Origin of the sequence: Paenibacillus dendritiformis (genome assembly GCF_021654795.1) — a bacterium.
Classification (GTDB): domain Bacteria; phylum Bacillota; class Bacilli; order Paenibacillales; family Paenibacillaceae; genus Paenibacillus_B.
On the sequence record NZ_AP025344.1, the window covers coordinates 671,170 to 689,163 of the forward strand.

The window sequence follows — 17,994 nt, forward strand, 5'->3', positions numbered from 1 at the left end:
AGGGAGAGCGATCAAAAGGCTCGGAACACGAAGCAACTGGTAATAGAGATTGCATTTTTTATACATAGATATACTATATATATTGTATATCTATGTATTAGGTTATTTCACTGCATGAAGATTGCGAAGGAGGAAGCGATGAACCCGAAGGTAAGCAAGGAACTGTTGAAGGGCAGCACCGCGCTGCTTGTATTGTCGATGCTGGAGAAGGAAGAGTTGTATGGTTACGAGCTGACCAAGCGGCTCGAGACGGCCTCCTCCGGCTTGTTCGCCTTGAAGGAAGGTACGCTTTATCCGATTCTTCACGGGCTGGAGAGCGGCGGGCAGGTGGAGGCCTACTGGAGCGAGGCGGCGGGGCGGGCGCGAAAGTATTACCGCATTACGGATGCCGGTCGCAGCCTGCTGCAAGAGAAGACGGAGGAATGGCGTTTGTTCAGCGGGACGATGAACCGTGTGCTGGGGGAGGTGTAAGTCGAATGAAAAATACAGACAGAGACATCCCGTGCGGCATGCCGGAGGCAGCCGAACGGTTCGTGCAGGATGTGCTGGGACGCATCAAAGCGAAGGAGATGAAGCCAGAGATCGAGGCGGAACTGATGGATCATCTCTTGTCCCGAATGGAAGAGCATACGGACCGCGGGATGGATGAGGACGAAGCGGCGCGTGAAGCGGTCCGGCAAATGGGGGCATCCTCCATTGTGGCCGAGCAAATGAACCGGATTCATCGCCCGCATATCCCTTGGCTGCTATGGGTCAGCTTGGGGATATGGATCGGGCTTAGTCTATTCGGTCTTTTTATGCTGCAGAATGAAGCAGGTGGAAACAATTCAGTTGGACTAGGCACCAAATCTGTTATCTATGTCCTGCTTGGCATACTTTGCTTCGCAACTGGGGTGATCATCGACTACCGCCGGCTTCGCCGGATCGCTCCATGGTTGTATGGGATAATGGTGATCCTGCTGATTGGGATGGGATTGGACATGGGGGTTACCGTCAACGGGACGCGTTTTTTGATGTTAGGCCCCATGACCATTGATGTATATTTGATAAGTCCGATTCTGTTCCTGCTTGCGATCTATGCGATGCTAAGCGAGCGGCCGTCCCGTGCCAAGACGTACTCGAACCTAATGCCGTATGCGCTCATTACGCTGCCTGTGCTGCTGTATGTGATGGACGGCCGCTTCCCGCAGTTGATCATCTATAGTCTTGGCATGATCGCGGTGCTCATGCAGATTCGCTGCCGCCCGGCAGTATGGTGGAAGCTGGCCGCTTGTGCCGCGGGAGGCGGAGCACTGCTATGGATGACATTCGATAAGGTACGCATCGGATTCGGACGCCGCATGCAGGAATGGATTACATATCTTGGAGGCGTGGTCGAGCCTGATTCTGATGGTGGCTTTGTCATCCGGGAGATTCACAGAGCGGTGCAGCAAGCGGGATGGTTCGGGCAAGGAAGCGGTCAGACGCTCACCCTTCCTTATCTTTACAGTGATTATTTGAGTGTCTACCTCATCCATACGGCGGGGTGGTTCGCAGGCCTGCTGTTGTTGGGTTCCATGGGAGTTCTTCTATACAGCGTGTACAAGGCGGCATGCAGCATTCGCCATACCTTTGGCCGGGGGCTAGCCAACCTTATCGCGTTGCTGACAGGGGCACGTTTTCTGCTTGCGTTGGGAGGCCTTTTCGGGATGGTGCCAGTGTACGGCCTGGAGCTGCCTTTGTTTGGCTATGGAGGTACACAAATGGTGTTGTGGATGACACTTTTCGGACTCTTCTCCGGCATTTACCGGCGCAAAGACCTGCTTCCGCAAACCTCATAATTTGCTATCGCGGCTCTTCCGTTCGAAGGGAGGGCTCTTTTTATGGAAAATTTCTTATTTTCCCAAGGAAAACGTTGTCAACTAGCCCGGAGCGGCGTATGATGATAGACGCGGCAGGAGGTGTCATCTTTTCTCGCATGGCTCATATAATCTATCAGAACGATGGAGAACGCATATGCTCTCGGGCAGGCCGCAGAATCGCGGACAGGACGGGGAATTCCGGCTGGACATCACTCGAACCTGGATTCGAAGACGCTGCGGTGGAGAAGGGACAGGCTGTCCCTCATCTGCGCTTGCAGGGGGCTTTCATGAATAGTCACGAAAAGAGGGGGACGTTCGGATGAAAAAGGAAGCGCCGGGATTGTGGAAGGATGCGAAAAACTGGATAGGGCGGCTGTCAACGGCCGTCTGTGCCTTGCTGATGATCGCCGGGCTGTGGGCGGCTTGGGGAACGAAGGAAGCGCCGGAGCCGATCGCTTACGCCGCATCGCCAGCTTCTCCTCAAGCGGTACCGATGGCTTATCACGCGGAGGCGGCAGCCGCGCGTTCGGATTCCAGCGAGCCCGTGTCCATTGAGATAAGCGGAGTGAAAGAAGAGGCAGTCGCCGCTCTAGCCGCGCAAGGCATTGGCTCTGATACCGGAGAGGCCACCATACAAATGGCTGCGGCGAAGAAGCCGGATACCGGGAAGCCTTCGCCGGGCGCGGAAGAGAAGAAGGCGGATAAGGTCGTCTATTTGACGTTCGATGACGGCCCGAGCGCACATACGAAGGATGTGCTGGATATTTTGGCCAAGGAGCAGGTGAAGGCGACCTTCTTCGTGTTGGGGCAAAACGCGAAGCGCGACCAGGAGATGGTACGAACGATTGCGGAAGCGGGACATGCCATCGGCAATCATAGCTATAATCATGAATATAAGGAGCTGTACGGCAGCTTCCGTGAATTTTGGAGCCAGATTCGCGACACCGGCAAGGTGCTGGAGGACATTCTGGGCTATGAGCCCCGGCTCGTCCGGGCGCCAGGCGGGACGGCAATGAATTTCGATAAGCAGTATTTCGAGCTGATGCGGCAGGCGGGATACTTGGTCTATGACTGGCATGTCGACAGCGGCGATTCCAAGCGGCGGGGCGTGCCGGCCAAGGAGATCGCGTCCGCGGTGAAGCAAGGGGCGCTGCTGAAGGAGACGGTCGTGCTCATGCATGACGGAGCCGGGCACGGGGAGACGGTGAAGGCGCTGCCGGAGATTATCCGATATTATAAGGATAAAGGCTATACATTCGGCGTGCTGTCGCCGGAGGTGGAGCCGGTTCAATTCCATGTCGCTTCCACGAAGCGGTGGGCCCGCTCCCCGGTCGGCAGCGCCTGGATTGAAGCGAACGTGCAGCCGGTCCATGTATCCGGGCCTGTGAAGCCCGAACCGAAGATGGTGATGGATGTGCATACCGATCAAGGAAGTCTTCATTTGGAGCCGGATCAGTTCCTGAGTTATGAGGATGCGACGTATGTGCCGCTGCGGATGCTGGTCCGGCAATTGGGCGGAACGGTGCGCTGGAACGCGGAGGCGAACCGGGTGGATATCGATTGGAACGGGAAGGGCGCAGGCTTCGATCTGGCGGGCGCACAACTCGTATTTGCCGATAAGGCCGAAGCCGCTGTGCCGTTGAAGACGCTGACGGAACGGTCGCTCACCTGGGTGCCGCTGCGGGACGTGCTGCATGCGTTCGGCGTCCAACTGACCGCATACGAGCTAACTCCGTTGCAGGAGGAGGTGTGACTCTGTTCTATCATCTGAGGAAAGCAGCCTCTCGCAGGTTTATAATCTAGCAGGTCGGGCGATACTGATTCATAGAACGGCCCGGGACGGTTCATCGAACGTGCATGCACGCGAGGGACTCGTTCCGGGTTTTTTGTGTCTTGTTATCGTTTTGTAGAACATTGGATGCTGCTAGGTTAAGAGGGAGGGAATCTACGAATGGAAATGAATGGACATCGGGATCGCACCATGGAGCAGGATGTATGGCTGGCTTCGTTCGCGGAGCGGGGCTGGCCCGCGTTCCTGGACCGGATGGAGCAAGTCGTCGCCGGGAAAAGGGAGGTCATTCGCCTGGCCGGCTTGGCGTTGCTGTCCGGCGGTCATATTTTGATGGAGGATGTGCCGGGCGTCGGCAAGACGCTGTTGGCCCGGGCGCTCGCGCGGATGGCAGGAGGAAGCTTCCGGCGCATTCAGATGACGCCGGACATGATGCCGGCCGATATTACGGGCAGCATGGTGTGGGAGCCCGCCTCGGGCGGGCTGCGGTATAGCGAGGGAGCGTTGTTCGGCAACGTCGTATTGGCCGACGAGCTGAACCGTGCGCCGGCGCGAACCCAATCGGCGCTGCTCGAAGCGATGGAGGAAGGGACGGTGACGGTGGACGGGACGACGCGCGCGTTGCCGCAGCCCTTTTTCGTCATTGCGACGCAGAATCCGTTGGCCTTCGAAGGCACGTATCGAATTCCGGAGGCGGAGATGGACCGGTTCGCGATGCGGCTGTCGCTCGGATATCCGGCAGCGGAGCAGGAAGCGGATATGCTCCTCCATCAGCGGGAAGAGTCGCCGCTCGCGCGCGTGAAGCCGCTCTGGACGCCGGAGGAATGGCAATTGCTCGTCCGCCGGATCCGCGAGGTGCATCTCGATGCGGCGCTATGCCGGTACATGGCGGACATTGCGCATGCGACCCGGGCGCACCCGGCGGTAAGGCTGGGAATCAGCCCGCGGGCGACGCTGTCGCTCATGCGGGTGACCCAGGCTCAAGCCTGGACCGAGGGTCGCACCTATGCGCTTCCGGAGGATGTGAAGGCGGTGGCCCAACCGGTGATGGCGCACCGCCTTCATCTGCAGCGCGAGGCGCTGCTTGCCGGCACGACGGAAGCCGACGTCGTCGCCGAGGTGCTGCGCATGACGCCGGTTCCGGTCTTCCCGGCGGCACAGACCGGAACCGGCAGATCCTCGCCGAAGTCTTCCCGCCGGGAAAAGCGGGGGATCCCGGCCGCAGGCGCCGCGCCAATGGTCCAGGTGCCCCTGGCCGGCGATGGAGCGGCGCAGCCGGCTGCCGGGCGGTTCCGGCTCGGCGGGTGGTTCCGGTGAAGCGGACCGTATTTCGGATCGGCCGCTTCCTTCTCACCGCCGCCGGCTGCGGCGGACTGGCTGCGGCGGGCTGGGCGCGGAACAGCCCGGCGGAGCTTTTGGTGGCGGCCCTGTTGGGGGCCATGATGTTGAACGGCGTGCGGCTGCATGCCATTGGCCGGAAGCTCGCAGGCGTCCGGCTTCTCCATGAGCTGCAGCAGGCGGGGCCTGCCGGAACGGGGGCCGCTTCCGGCAGCCTCGCCTTCCGCGTGGCGTTAGGCGGCGTGAAGCGCTGGCCTGTGCGCTGGATGACCGTGGAGGAGGCATGGATGCGCACAGGCGGAGACGGCGGCCTCTGGGTATGCCGCCGCCTGCTCTTCCTTAGCCGGGGGGAGGAGCCGCGTTACACCGTCTCCTTCGAGGGGGCACCGCGCGGCGTGTACCGCCTGTCCCGGGCCGAACTCGCCTATGGCGACCTGTTCGGCTGGTTCGGCTGCCGGGTGCGGCTGGACGTCGCGCCGGCGAAGGAAGCGGGGCCGCCGATGCTGGTCATTCCGCCTTCGCCGGTGCGAGCCGCCCTGCTGCCGGACGCTGCGCCGGCAGCCGCGCATGAGGCCGGCCCGCCGCCGCTGGCCGGCGCCGCCGATGCGGCCGACGGAGGCGTGCCTGCCCCGACGGCCGGAGGAGCGCGCGGCGTCGAGCTGCAGGCGTACCAGCCGGGCACGCCCCTGCGTGCCATCGACTGGCGCACGTACGCCAAGCGGCGGGTGTTGGCGGTCCGCGCGCCGGAAGCGGACGGCTGCGCTCCGGCCGACATCGCCATGGACGACATTCCATGGCGGTCGGAGGCGCAGCCCGGACAGCACGCGCCGATGGAGGCGGTGCTGTCCGCCGCCGCCGCGGCCGTGCGCGCCGCCGCAGAGTCCGGGCGGCCCGTTCGCTTGCTGCGGCTGAGCGACGGGGCTATCGCCGTCGGAGCATGGCAGGCGCTGGCCGCTCTGGCGGCGGAACGGCCCGGCCCGGCGGCGGCGATCGGCTGGGCTGCGCCGCATTCGCCGGACGCCGGGTCAAGCGGGGCGGCGACCTGGCCTGCTGTTGATCCGTCGCAGCCGATACGCGCGTTGACGCTGATCAGCTACCGGGAGGATCCGGTCGTCCTCGATCGGCTGCATGACGCGGCGGGAGAGGCGAGCATAGAAGGCTGGCTGACGGCCGCGCGCTGGCCGCATGCAGACGCCACGGCCGCTCCGGCTTCGTCGGAGGCCTTCCTCTGGACGGAACATCCCGCCCCCGGCAAGAGCATAGGAAGGAGGGAAAGCGATGCGCTTCCGTCATATCGGCCGATTCGCCAAGCGTGACGGCCAGGCGACAATGCGACCGTTGGTCAGAGGGAACGAACAAGCCGGTAGGCGAACCGCTTCCGAATGGGTGAAGCAGGCCGCCTTCACCGGGATGCTGTTCGCGTTGTTCGCCGAATGGTTCTATCCCTTGAAGCAGCTTGGTCCGCATATCGATATGCATGAGATCCGTCCGTTTTTGGGGGCAATCGCTATCTTTCTTGCCGTGGGTCTGATTGTCCGGGGCCGGGCCCTCTCGATCGCGCTGCGCAGCGTTACGGCGATCGCGGTAACCGCATGGATGTTCGGGGCCGCTTCCCTGCCGTATTCGGCAACGGCTGTCGGCAGTCTCCTGCGAGCGCTCCCCGACTCGGTCGCGGCGGGCCTTTCGATGCTCGGTTCCGCGTTGGCTGCCGATGCGGAACGGTGGATGGAGGGGGAATGGCTCCAGACGAGCGGTGAAGTCCGTACCTTGCTGCTGCTCGCCGGTTGGGCGATGCTGACTGCCTCCATTCAGGCGCAAATGCTTACCCGGCGGACGGTGCTGTTTTTCAGCGTGGCCACGATCTGCTATCTATTCGGGTTTCAATGGGGCTTCGGCCTCGAGGTGACAGACGCCGTCATTCGCGCGGCAGGCTGGGGCCTGCTGCTATCCGCCTGCCTTCATCTTGACCGCCGGCAGGCCGAGGATACCGAGACGTCGAAGATACCCGGGATCCGGCCTCTGCGATGGCTGGGCCAAGCGGCGCTGGTGACGCTGCTGATCGTAGGCATCGGCTTCGGCCTGTCCCGGATGCCCGGCTGGACGCCGCCCGAGAGTCTGCCTTCGCTGAGCGAGTGGACCCAGACCCTGGCCGTCTCGGCGAACGAATGGGGCCCGTCCCGTCCGACGGCGAAACACGCGTCCTTGCGGGGGACGGCGATAGGCACGACCGGATACAGTACGGACGATACGGAGCTGGGCGGTGCGCTTCGCGATGATCCCCGCATCCTGTTCACGGCGGAATCGCCGGAGCCGACGTATTGGCGGGGAGAGAGCAAATCGCGCTATACCGGCCGGGGATGGGCGTCGTCGAAGGCCGCCCAGGAAGAAACGGTGGACGGATCGGGACGGCTGCAGATGCCCGATTCTCCAGTGTCGGGTTGGTCCGGGCCGTTGACGCAGACAGTTCGCTGGCAAGCGTATGCGCCGCATCTGCCGCTTGTCCTCGGCGGCCGGCCCGAACGGCTGGCGTCATGGATGCCGGACGGGGAGACGGAGGTTCCGGCCCAAGAGGGGATGGCGCTGCGCTACGACGCGCCGGGCGAACGCTATGCCCCTGACGCGAGTGCGCCAGCCGGATCACGGCTTGCTTATCAATACGAGACCCGCGTGATCAGGGCGGATACGGCGATGCTGAGGGACGCGCCGAAGCTGTCGTCCGAGGAGAGGGCCCGCTGGAGCGAGGAGCTTCAGCTTCCGGACTCGCTCCCGCAACGGGTGAGGGAGCTCGGCGATCGGCTGGCCGAAGGATCGGCGGGTCCCTATGAGACTGTGCGGCGCGTGCAGGCGTTTCTGCTTCAGGAATATGCCTATACGAAGAGCGATACCGAAGTGCCGCCGGCGGGCCGGGACTTCGTGGACTATTTCCTGTTCGAGGCGAGGCAGGGCTATTGCAACCACTTCTCGAGCGCGATGGCGGTTCTGCTCCGCACCCAGGGCATTCCGGCGCGTTGGGTGAAGGGCTTCGCCCCCGGCGAGTTGACAGGGCCCGGGCAGTATACGGTACGGTCATCCGATGCCCATGCCTGGGTGGAGGTATATTTCCCGACCGTCGGCTGGGTGCCGTTCGAGGCGACCCCGCCGGCAGGAATGGCGGCAGCGGCAGAGGTTCCGGCGGATGCGGTGATCGCGGCCTTACCGGGCCAGGCGGCGCTTGCGGCCGATGGAGCGGCTGCTTCGGATGGAGGCGCCGATGCAGCGTTCGTTCCGTCCGCGCAGGTTCGCGAGCTGCTGGAGCAATCGCTTGAGTCGAAGGCTCCTCCGGCCTCGGGCTGGGAGCGGATGCAGCGCTGGGGGGAGGCAGCGCTTCATGCCGGGAAGCAGGGCCTGATCGCCATCAGGCAGCATCTCGCTGCGGAATGGGAGGCCTTGACCCGAATCGGGACGCTTCGCAGCGGGGAACAGACAGAGGCAGGGGCGGAGGCAGGGACGGGGCTATTGGGACTGCTTCGATATGCGGCGATCCGCCTGCCGGTCCTGGCAATCGGTTCGCTGTGGCTGGTTCTGTTGGCGGCCTGGATCGTGCGAAAGCATTGGCGGCGCCTGGCTCCGGAGCGCAAGCTGCGGCGGCTCCTCCGGCTGCAGCAGCGCAGCTTCCAGAACGAACGGCTGCAGGAGATGGGCCGGATTGCCTGGCTTCTGCTTGAGCGGAAATACGGGCTGCGTCCGACCGGCATGACCTGGAGCGAGTATATTTCCGAGAAGCGCGGCGATCCCGAGCTGCTGCCGACGGCGGCTGATCCGGTACTGCAGCAGTTCATTCGCGACTGCAATGCGCTGCTGTTCGCCGGCCGGCATGCGGAGCGGGCCGTGCGCCAACGCTTCCTGGAAGGCTGCGCATTCGTGCTCCGCCAATGTACATGAGTCACGGGTGCGGGGGCGGGAGCGCGCGGCGGCACATCCAACCCTAGCAAGAAGCGGGTGCTGTATGACCAGGTCCCTTTTCAACCACCGAGACGGGCAGTATAATTTACCATATGATCCTAAGGCAGTGAACTCGTATTGACATAGACATGGGGAGGCGGAGCATGGCTACATTAAAAGATATTGCCGAGCGGGTCGGCGTCTCCATCTCCACCGTATCACGGGTGGTGAACGGAGATGACAGCCGCCGCATCAGCGACGAGACGAAGCAGAAAATATGGCAGGCTGCGAAGCAGCTGAATTACCGTGCGAAGCCTGCACAGAAACCAACCGCAGGGGCGAAGCGGCCGCCGAAGCATTCCGCGCCGTTGACGATCGGCTGCATTTTATCCTTGCCGGATAATAAATACAATCATCCTTATTTTTCCCCCATCATCCAGGGCATCGAGGCGAAGCTGATGGAGGAAGGGATCGCGCTGGCGTTTCTTCATACCCAGGCGGAGCTGAAGAGCGGCGCGGTGCGGGAGGCGCTGCTGCATGAACGGGCGTTGAACGGCGTCATCTGCATCGAAGGGATGGAGCCGGAGATGTACCGCTGGCTTAAGGAGCGGGTGCCGGTCATCATCGGCATCGACGTAGCGGATCCGGATATCCCGATCATATCCTATGACCGGTTGGATGCGGCCCGGATCGCTGTTCGGCATTTGCTGGAGCTGGGGCATACCGACATCGGCTTCATCGGGGGCGCGGGCCTGCTCGGGCGCATGGAGCGGGAGAAGCGGTACCGGGGCTATAAAATGGCGTTGAACGAAGCGAATTGCCCTTTCTGTCCCGACTGGGTCATCGATGCCCAATGGGATGCCGACCAGAGTTACCAAGGCATGAAGCGCCTGCTGGAACGGCAAGAGAAGCCGACGGCGATGTTCTGCGCCAGCGATATGATGGCGATTGCGGCCATGCGCGCCGCTGCGGAGCTTGGACTGTCGATTCCCCGCGACATCGCCTTTATCGGCATCGACGACATCGAATTTTCGAAGTACAGCTCGCCCCCGCTCTCCTCGGTCCATATTCCGAAATACGAGATGGGCTACACGGCCGCCAAGATTTTGCTGGACAGTCTGCATCAGCCATATCCTTACCCGTTCCGAATGCTGCTGCCGTTCCATCTGCAAATCCGGGAGTCGAGCCGGCCGCCGGAACGAAAAGCGCCTGTGGACGGATAGACGGGAACCCTGCCCTCATCCCGCCTCCAATTGCGCTTCCCATCCTGGAACCTCCAATGAAGCTAATGCCTTTGTTGGAGGATTTTTGATGCGTTCGACAGGTTAGGAGGTTTCCTTCCGCTCTGGCAGGCAGCATGTTCAAGACCGTGGGCCTTATCTGTTCAATGCTGGGACGGATCTGTAATCATCCCCCTCTCCAGCCTCCTTAGTTTCAATCTCCCCTCGTTCAGGAACGCCACTCGCGGGTAAAGCAACGGTTCCCCGGGAACAACCGAGCAGATGCTTGACGTTCTGTTTCCCGCTTCTTTTTGTGGTCGTCTTCCGAGCGTAGTTCGGAGTTCTTCCTGATAGGAAGGGATATTGAAGGGAAGAGCGGAGTCCCTGACTGGACGGGAGACCGGAGTAAAGGGGAGTTTTTCTGAGTGGACGGGAGAATGGAGTAAAGGAGAAGGAGAGCAGTTGCCTTGACCGGACGAGAGAATGAAGACGAGGAGAGAGCGCAACGGAACGGAAATGAGGCTTGGCGGAGGTTCATGAGCCTAAGCCTAGAAGGAAGAAGGCAGGGATATGTGGAACGCACCTTACCAGTCCGGAGGGAGAAAACGGGGGGCGAAAAAGTTGCGGGGAGATGGCATGGCCGAGCCGTCTGGAAAGCAGAAGGCACATATTTTAGGGCTACCATAAGGAGGCCAGGGCAGGCCTGGTTTGCGACAGAGCTTGCTAACCTCCTGTCTCCCCATAGGCAGCAGGAATTATGGAGGCAGCCGAAAGCGCAACCTTCTCTCCGGCCGACGAGGGTTGCGCTGGAGGTCGTCATGAGCCAGACTAACGTCCTTAATCGGCAATCCGCAATTCCTCAATAGGTTAGGCAACGCAACGAAGGCGCTCCATACAGGGGAGCGCCTTCTCTATTGCACAGTATGTTATCTGTTCGCGGACGGGTAGTGCAGCAGGGTCATGTAGCGTATGGTGCGGTCGGTGCGGTTCGTGTACGTATGAACCTGATCGGCGGTGAAGCGCATCGTCGTCTTCGGCTCCAGCACGTATTCGTCGCCGCCCAGCGAGACGTGAAGCACGCCGTCAATCACCATGATGAACTCTTCGACGCCATCGTAGTGGGCTTCCGACACATGGGAGCAGCCCGGGTCCACCTCCACGCTGTACACCTCGAACCCCTTGTCCTGCTCGAAAGGAAAGATAGGAAACGTGCGGTATGCCCCTTCTTCCTCCACAAGCGGGGTAATATCCTCTATCTTGACAATCGACACGCTCGGCGTCGATTCTTCCATCAGGGTTGCGAAGGAGATGCGCAGACCATTCACAATTTTCCATAATACTGAAATGGTCGGATTCGATTCCCCGCGCTCGATTTGCCCGAGCATGCCTTTGCTGACGCCGGACATGTCCGACACCTGGTCCAGGCTCAGTCCCCGCGATTTGCGGATCTCTTGAAGGTTTTTCCCGATTTTTTTGTGGATCGGTTCTTGCATGGCGGTTCTCCTCTCCCACTCTGTACCGGATATCTGAAAACAATACAAAAGACCATGTACAATATAGCGCACGTTTGTGTAGTATATTATACAACAGCATGAAGTATTGGTATCCGTTTTCTTTCTATTGTATGTAAAACATATGGGAGGAGCAATCCGTAAATGACAGCGACGATGATCGGTTTGATCAAGGCAGAACGCAAGCCTGGAGCCGTGTTGAAGGAAGTACCGGTTCCGGCGTACGGCCCGGATGAAGTGTTGGTTCGCGTCAAGGCGTCCTCCATCTGCGGAACAGACGTTCATATTTATAAATGGGATGATTGGGCGGCCCGTACGGTCGTCACCCCGAATGTGTTCGGGCACGAATTTGCCGGCATCGTGGAGGCTGTCGGCGACCAGGTGACGAACGTGAAGATCGGCGATCATGTATCGGGAGAAGGCCATGTCGTCTGCGGCGTATGCAAAGCGTGCCGCACCGGCAACGCCCATGTCTGCCCGCATACGCGCAGCTTCGGGATTACGCTGCCCGGCTGCTTCGGCGAATACGCCGTCCTGCGGGCGAGCAATGTCATCCAGAACGACCCTAAGCTTCCGTTTGAGATCGCTTGCTTGCAGGATCCGCTCGGCAATGCCGTGCAGACGGTGTTGGCCGGAGACATTGTCGGCAAAAGTGTCGCGGTCATTGGCGTCGGCCCGATCGGGCTGATGGCGATTGCGGTCGCGAAGGCGTGCGGCAGCGGAACGATTATGGCGGTGGACATCAATCCGTACCGGCTGGAGATGGCGAAGACGATGGGGGCGGATGTCATCGTCAACAGCAAGGAAGTGAATTCGGTGCAAGCGATTCGGGAGGCGACGAACGGGGAAGGCGCGGAAGTGGTGCTGGAGATGTCCGGCCATCCCGACGCGATTCGCGACGCGTTGAAGGCGGCGGCCCAAGCCGGCCGCGTCTCGCTTCTCGGCATTCCGAGCAAGGAGGTAGCCTTCGATCTCGCGGAGGATGTCATTTTCAAAGGGCTCCAACTGGTAGGCATAACCGGACGCCGCATGTACGATACGTGGTATCAGCTCAAAGGTCTGCTCGAACGGGGCCGAATCGATCTTTCGCCAATTATTACGCACCGGCTTACGCTCGACCGGTATGAGGAAGCATTCGACTTGATGTCTTCGGGGAGTTGCGGCAAAATTGTATTTATACACCAGTAGTGACAAATACAGAAACGGAGGTGCGGCAGCATGGCCGGGTTTGATGTGATTGAGCAGCAATTGAAGGAATTGAAGGAGTCGGGCCGCTACCGTCCGCTTACCGTATGGGAAGGCGGATCGGATTCCTGGATGACGCTGCAGGGAGGCAAGCGCGTCCTGCAGATGTCGTCGAATAACTATCTGGGGCTGACGCAGCATCCCGCATTGAAGAAGGCGGCAGCGGACGCGATTGCGAAGTACGGCGTCGGCGCCGGTTCCGTGCGGACGATTACGGGCACGCTCGACATCCATGATGAACTGGAGCGCCGTCTGGCCGAATTCAAGGGTACGGAGGCGACACTGGTGTTCCAGTCGGGCTTCACGACGAACCAGGGGGTGCTGGCCTCGATTCTCGGTCCGGACGATGTCGTCATCAGCGATGAATTGAATCATGCCAGCATCATCGACGGGATTCGCCTGACGAAGACGAATAAGCGCATTTATGCGCACAAGGACATGGATCAGCTCGAAGCGGCGCTCAAGGAGAGCGGCGGCTTCCGCCAGCGGGTCGTCGTCACCGACGGCGTCTTCAGCATGGACGGCGATATCGCCCCGCTGCCGCATATCGTCGAGCTGGCGGAACGGTATGACGCGATCGTCTATGTCGATGACGCGCATGCCAGCGGCGTGCTCGGGAAGCATGGCAAAGGCTCCACCGATCACTTCGGCCTGCATGGCCGGGTGCATATCCAGGTCGGCACGCTGTCGAAGGCGATCGGCGCGGTTGGCGGCTACGTGGCCAGTTCGCATTCCTTGAAGGATTACTTGACCAATGTGGCGCGCTCGTTCCTGTTCAGCACGTCGCTGCCGCCTTCGGTAGCGGCCACCTGCCTCGCTGCGATCGAGGTGCTCAAGACGGAGCCGGAATTGACCGAGCGGCTGTGGCGCAACGCGAATTCGTTCCGCAGCATGCTGCAGGCGGAAGGCTTCGACACCGGCGTGAGCGAGACGCCGATCATTCCGATTATCGTGGGCGATCCGGCCCGCACGAATCAATTCTCCCGCCGCTTGATGGAGGAGGGGATCTGCGCCCAAGGCATCGTCTATCCGACGGTCGCCATGGACAAAGGCCGCGTCCGCCTCATCGTGACGGCCCAGCATACGGATCAGGACCTCGCATTCGCCCGGGAAGTGCTGACGAAGGTCGGCAAAGAGTTCGGACTGATTTAATTTTCTTTTTTCTTTGGGCAAGTTGAGGTGCTCCATGTTGGCCACTCGCTTTCTCTTTTGAAAGCAGAGTGGCTTTTTGGCGTTCCTTAGGAGACATAGGATTGATTTGCTTCTTGACACCATCTGGAACTCTCTTATAATCATTAATATCACTTATTATTGCTTAATATTACTTAACTTCACTTAATGATGGGAGAGAAAAGCATGTTTCAAGAGGAACGGCTTGCCGCTATTATGGAACATCTGCGGCTCAATAAGCGGATCGAAGTCGACGAAATATGCGAGTTGCTGAATGTATCGCGCGATACAGCAAGGCGGGACATCATCAAGCTGGAAGAGCGGGGCTGCATCATCCGCACGCGCGGCGGCGCCATTCTGCCCACGTTATCGAAGGAGATGCCGACATACGAGCAGCGTCTGCAGAAGGCAACGGCGTCCAAGCAAGGGATTGGCCGCTTGGCCGCCTCGCTGCTGCGCGACGAAGACTACTTCTATGTCGATTCTTCCACGACTGTGCGTTATATGGGTGAATATATGACCACGAAGCGGAACGTCGTCGTTACCAACTCCATTGACATGGCCGGCATGCTGGCGGCCAAGGACGAGGCGCGGATTCATCTGCTCGGCGGCCTGTTATACAACGGACAGCGTATGGTATACGGCCCGCGCGCCATTGAGATGATGGGCGATTATCATCTGGATAAGGCCTTTATCGGCGCCTGCGGCTTATCGCCGGAAGGCTTGACGACGGATTTCGAGGAGGAGAGCTATCTCATCCGTCAAGTTCTGCGCAAGGCCGATCAAGTGATTGTGCTGGCCGATCATTCCAAGTTCGACAAGCAGATGTTCCACCGTGTAGCGGGTCTGGAGGACGTCGACTTCATCATTACGGATCGGGAGCCGGGTGAAGCGTGGACACGGCAGCTCCGCGAGGCAGCCGTGGAGCTGCTGGTGGCGGACGGGGGGAGTTGCGCGTGATTAACAGGCTAATCTGGATGGGGTGTCTCTCGTATGTCGTGACCGGCGTGACACTGGTTATTATGGGGGCCGTGCTCCCCGAGCTTCTGGCTAGCTACGGACTGAACTATACCGATGGCGGACTGCTCATTTTCGTCCAATTTCTTGGCATGCTTACCGGCGTGCTCGGCATGCCGGCGATTTCGCGCCGATTAAGCCGCAAGCGGGCCGTCATTCTTGGACTGTTATTCATCAGCTCCGAGCTGCTTCTGTTCTTCCTTCCGCCCTGGCCTGTTGTCATCGCATTGGCCGGGTTGGCGGGCGCCGGCGCGGGGCTGCTGGAATCATGCATCGGCACGATTATACTGGTCGCCGTCAAGGAGAAGCAGGCCATTGCCATGAGCAAGCTGGAAGTCACCTTCGGCATCGGGGCTCTGGCGATTCCGTTCGCAGCCAGCTTCCTGATCGCGCGCGGCATATGGACGTATTCGTTCTTGCTGCTGGGGACAAGCGCGCTGATCACGGCCCTGGTCTGGCACAGATTATCGTTCGGCAGCACCGATGCGATGCTGACCCGCACAGTGAAGCGGGACGGCCGGGCAGTGCCATCAGCTGCTTATTCCGCCAAGTCGCTGCCGTTTCTCGTGCTGTGCGCCGTTTTTTTCATGCTGTATGGGGGCAGCGAAGTATCGGTCGTGCACTTTTTCCCGTCGATGTTCATTGAAAAATGGGGCATCACCAGTTCCCAGGCGACCTTGACCGTCACCACCTACTGGACGGCGATGGTGATCGGACGGGCGCTCTGCGGCGTGCTCGCGGAGAAGCTGACCTACTATCGCTTCATGTGGCTGACCACTTCAGGAAGCGTAGTCGTCCTGCTGCTGCTCCCCTTCAGTCCGCAGGCATGGGCCGGCTTCGTGATCAGCTTCCTGCTCGGGCTCGGGATGGCGGGCATGTTCGCCATTATGCTCATCTACGCGAATCAGGCGCTGCCCGGCATGACGGAGCGCACGACCAGCATTTTGCTGGCGGCCAACGGACTTGGCGGCTCGCTGATGCCGATTGCCGTGGGCAGGATGATGGATATCTTCCCGGTTCAGGCGGTCATGTGGCTTTTCTTCGGGGTCATGCTGACGATGCTGCTGCTCGTATTCGCGTCCTGGCGCCGCAAGGGCCTGATGATAGCGGAAACCCGGCATACGGTTGCCGTTTGTGAGGATTAAGGCTTGCTGCGGTTTTCTTGCCGGAGCGAAGGGGATCACATCGTCAGGGGTAAATGAACTGCGAGGAGAGCATGGATCTATTGCAAGCGGAAGCCTGGTTAATAGGCGAGTCTCGGCGTATCCGGAGGCTCGCTTTTTTGATTTCTCTGAATTTAATCTCATGGGGCTGACCCAATATTGGGGGACGAAACGGAGACCACCTCGCATAACTCGCATTCACCTCTCTACGACAAACAAAAATTGAGCATTGTGTAACAACCAAAAAGGGTTAAGGCCCGGATGAGTAACAAACATGAGAGTGACACTCTACGGAGCGTTTATTGAGTAAGATAGGCATAACCGATATTCTTGAATTACGGGAGGTGGACAATATGGATTGCAATAAAGTGGGAAAGCTCATTCTGAGTCTTCGTAAAGAGAAAGGCATGACGCAGAAGGATTTAGCCCATCTTATGAATATAAGCGACAAGACGATTTCAAAATGGGAACGTGGTTTAGGGTGTCCGGATGTGTCCCTGCTTGGTGTGCTATCCAAAATATTAGGGGTAAATATTGAGAAGATTTTATCGGGGGAGTTAAAGCCGAATGAAAAAGATAGAGGGAATATGAAGCACATTAAATTTTACGCATGTCAATGCTGTGACAATGTCATGACCAGTACGGGGGCAATAAACGTTTCATGTTGCGGTAGGGTATTGGAACCATTGCTTTCAAAGCCAGAGGACGATGAGCACGAAATAATCGTTCATGAGATTGAAGATGATTACTTCGTTACACTTCAACATGAGATGGACAGAGAGCATTATATAGCCTTTGTTGCTTATATCTCTTATGACAGGTTACTGTTCATAAAATTGTACCCGGAACAAAACGCGGAATTGCGTTTCCCCAAAATGCACGGCGGAACGTTATATGCATATTGCAACCGACACGGATTGTGGAAAACTGACAAAATGAAGCATGGAACAAGGAGGGTTATCTGAGGTGGGAAAGGCACTACTTATTATTGATATGCAGGTTATGCCTTTTGTATGGAAGAATTACGGTGGAAAACCTCTCTATCAAGAAGAAAAACTGCTTGAAAATACAAAGTGCTTGATTAATAAAGCTCGAAAGAGAAATTCACCTGTTTTCTATATCATGTATACAGAGCCGGAGGGTTCCCCAAGATCTGAGAATCAACCGCTATGGCAAGTACATGAACAGATCGCTCCTGCTGCACATGATCATGTTATTAGTAAAAATTATGCGGACTCATTTCTTGAATCCGAGCTGAATACCCAATTGCAAGATTACGGTATTGACACATTAGTAATGTGCGGAATTCAAACCGAGTATTGCGTCGATACGACTGTGAAAAGTGGTTATTCGCGCGGCTACAAAGTAGAATTGGTAAAAGACTGTCACAGCACCTATGATTCCGATGGATTAACAGCAGTACAAATCATAAATCATCATAATAGCATTCTTGCTCAATTTGCTGGAATTGTTCACTCAAGTGAAGTCCAGTTTTAGAATCCAGACTGCTCCGATTGTTCCGCAGCCTCCGTCGATACTTGCCTGTTCTTTCACATTGTTTTTGAAAATACCTAGCTCTTGACAAAGCCGAAAATTGGGCTGGAGATTGTATCCATACACATTTTGATCTATTCGTCACTTACTTTCTCGCCCTGTTTGCACATCTAGCTAGCGTGTTTTAAGTCATAATACAACACACAATAATTTGCCCCAAATCAGGAAATAAATTTTACGTTTTTTTGAACAAAACAGGTTGACGTTGGCGAATCACCCGATATA

14 protein-coding genes are annotated in these 17,994 nt (G+C 58.6%); 13 read left to right on the plus strand and 1 reads right to left on the minus strand.

All coding sequences use genetic code 11. The annotated features are described in order from the left end of the window. Window positions 1-138 precede the first annotated feature (138 nt). From L6439_RS02925 to L6439_RS02955, 7 genes are all read left to right on the plus strand, one after another. Window positions 139-471 carry a PadR family transcriptional regulator gene (locus L6439_RS02925; protein WP_168181677.1) on the plus strand — a complete coding sequence of 111 codons (333 nt, stop codon included), beginning with the start codon at window positions 139-141 and terminating at the stop codon, window positions 469-471. A gap of 5 nt (window positions 472-476) precedes the next feature. Then, a complete protein-coding gene (locus tag L6439_RS02930) occupies window positions 477-1,820 on the plus strand; it encodes an FtsW/RodA/SpoVE family cell cycle protein (RefSeq protein WP_213470104.1) in 1,344 nt (447 codons plus the stop codon). 340 nt (window positions 1,821-2,160) lie between these two features. Then, window positions 2,161-3,594, plus strand: a complete 1,434-nt coding sequence (locus L6439_RS02935) for a polysaccharide deacetylase family protein (protein WP_213470106.1) — start codon at window positions 2,161-2,163, stop codon at window positions 3,592-3,594. Between the two features lie 198 nt (window positions 3,595-3,792). After that, complete coding sequence (locus L6439_RS02940) at window positions 3,793-4,947, plus strand: AAA family ATPase (RefSeq protein WP_168181680.1); 1,155 nt, start codon at window positions 3,793-3,795, stop codon at window positions 4,945-4,947. Further along, window positions 4,944-6,284: a DUF58 domain-containing protein gene (locus L6439_RS02945; RefSeq protein WP_213470108.1), complete on the plus strand. Its 1,341-nt coding sequence runs from the start codon at window positions 4,944-4,946 to the stop codon at window positions 6,282-6,284. Before L6439_RS02940 ends, L6439_RS02945 begins: the two co-directional genes overlap by 4 nt. Next, window positions 6,247-8,889: a transglutaminase TgpA family protein gene (locus L6439_RS02950; protein ID WP_213470110.1), complete on the plus strand. Its 2,643-nt coding sequence runs from the start codon at window positions 6,247-6,249 to the stop codon at window positions 8,887-8,889. Before L6439_RS02945 ends, L6439_RS02950 begins: the two co-directional genes overlap by 38 nt. Before the next feature lie 164 nt (window positions 8,890-9,053). After that, window positions 9,054-10,112, plus strand: coding sequence for a LacI family DNA-binding transcriptional regulator (locus tag L6439_RS02955; protein WP_213470112.1), 1,059 nt, complete (start codon window positions 9,054-9,056; stop codon window positions 10,110-10,112). A gap of 923 nt (window positions 10,113-11,035) precedes the next feature. Here L6439_RS02955 and L6439_RS02960 read toward each other — a convergent pair. After that, complete coding sequence (locus tag L6439_RS02960; protein ID WP_006677826.1) at window positions 11,036-11,602, minus strand: helix-turn-helix domain-containing protein; 567 nt, start codon at window positions 11,600-11,602, stop codon at window positions 11,036-11,038. Between the two features lie 162 nt (window positions 11,603-11,764). Between L6439_RS02960 and tdh the strand changes: the two genes are divergently transcribed. From tdh to L6439_RS02990, 6 genes are all read left to right on the plus strand, one after another. After that, on the plus strand, window positions 11,765-12,808 hold the full coding sequence (tdh, locus tag L6439_RS02965; RefSeq protein ID WP_168180944.1) for an L-threonine 3-dehydrogenase: 1,044 nt from the start codon (window positions 11,765-11,767) through the stop codon (window positions 12,806-12,808). 30 nt (window positions 12,809-12,838) lie between these two features. Further along, on the plus strand, window positions 12,839-14,017 hold the full coding sequence (locus tag L6439_RS02970) for a glycine C-acetyltransferase (protein WP_168180945.1): 1,179 nt from the start codon (window positions 12,839-12,841) through the stop codon (window positions 14,015-14,017). Window positions 14,018-14,221: 204 nt separating this feature from the next. Beyond that, the gene (locus tag L6439_RS02975) at window positions 14,222-14,995 is read left to right on the plus strand and encodes a DeoR/GlpR family DNA-binding transcription regulator (protein ID WP_168180946.1); all 774 of its coding nucleotides are present in this window, start codon (window positions 14,222-14,224) and stop codon (window positions 14,993-14,995) included. Continuing rightward, window positions 14,992-16,197, plus strand: a complete 1,206-nt coding sequence (locus L6439_RS02980; RefSeq protein ID WP_168180947.1) for an MFS transporter — start codon at window positions 14,992-14,994, stop codon at window positions 16,195-16,197. The genes L6439_RS02975 and L6439_RS02980 overlap by 4 nt, the downstream gene beginning before the upstream one ends. 371 nt (window positions 16,198-16,568) lie before the next feature. Beyond that, complete coding sequence (locus L6439_RS02985) at window positions 16,569-17,180, plus strand: helix-turn-helix domain-containing protein (protein WP_168180948.1); 612 nt, start codon at window positions 16,569-16,571, stop codon at window positions 17,178-17,180. A gap of 1 nt (window position 17,181) precedes the next feature. Further along, the gene (locus L6439_RS02990; protein WP_168180949.1) at window positions 17,182-17,712 is read left to right on the plus strand and encodes a cysteine hydrolase family protein; all 531 of its coding nucleotides are present in this window, start codon (window positions 17,182-17,184) and stop codon (window positions 17,710-17,712) included. The last annotated feature ends 282 nt before the right edge of the window (window positions 17,713-17,994 follow it).

What these genes read in the sequence shown, in the direction of transcription:
- L6439_RS02925 (WP_168181677.1), top strand. Translation starts at nt 139, where the DNA reads ATGAACCCGAAGGTAAGCAAGGAACTGTTGAAGGGCAGCACCGCGCTG.
- L6439_RS02930 (WP_213470104.1), top strand. Translation starts at nt 477, where the DNA reads ATGAAAAATACAGACAGAGACATCCCGTGCGGCATGCCGGAGGCAGCC.
- L6439_RS02935 (WP_213470106.1), top strand. Translation starts at nt 2,161, where the DNA reads ATGAAAAAGGAAGCGCCGGGATTGTGGAAGGATGCGAAAAACTGGATA.
- L6439_RS02940 (WP_168181680.1), top strand. Translation starts at nt 3,793, where the DNA reads ATGGAAATGAATGGACATCGGGATCGCACCATGGAGCAGGATGTATGG.
- L6439_RS02950 (WP_213470110.1), top strand. Translation starts at nt 6,247, where the DNA reads ATGCGCTTCCGTCATATCGGCCGATTCGCCAAGCGTGACGGCCAGGCG.
- L6439_RS02955 (WP_213470112.1), top strand. Translation starts at nt 9,054, where the DNA reads ATGGCTACATTAAAAGATATTGCCGAGCGGGTCGGCGTCTCCATCTCC.
- L6439_RS02960 (WP_006677826.1), bottom strand. Translation starts at nt 11,602, where the DNA reads ATGCAAGAACCGATCCACAAAAAAATCGGGAAAAACCTTCAAGAGATC.
- tdh (WP_168180944.1), top strand. Translation starts at nt 11,765, where the DNA reads ATGACAGCGACGATGATCGGTTTGATCAAGGCAGAACGCAAGCCTGGA.
- L6439_RS02970 (WP_168180945.1), top strand. Translation starts at nt 12,839, where the DNA reads ATGGCCGGGTTTGATGTGATTGAGCAGCAATTGAAGGAATTGAAGGAG.
- L6439_RS02975 (WP_168180946.1), top strand. Translation starts at nt 14,222, where the DNA reads ATGTTTCAAGAGGAACGGCTTGCCGCTATTATGGAACATCTGCGGCTC.
- L6439_RS02985 (WP_168180948.1), top strand. Translation starts at nt 16,569, where the DNA reads ATGGATTGCAATAAAGTGGGAAAGCTCATTCTGAGTCTTCGTAAAGAG.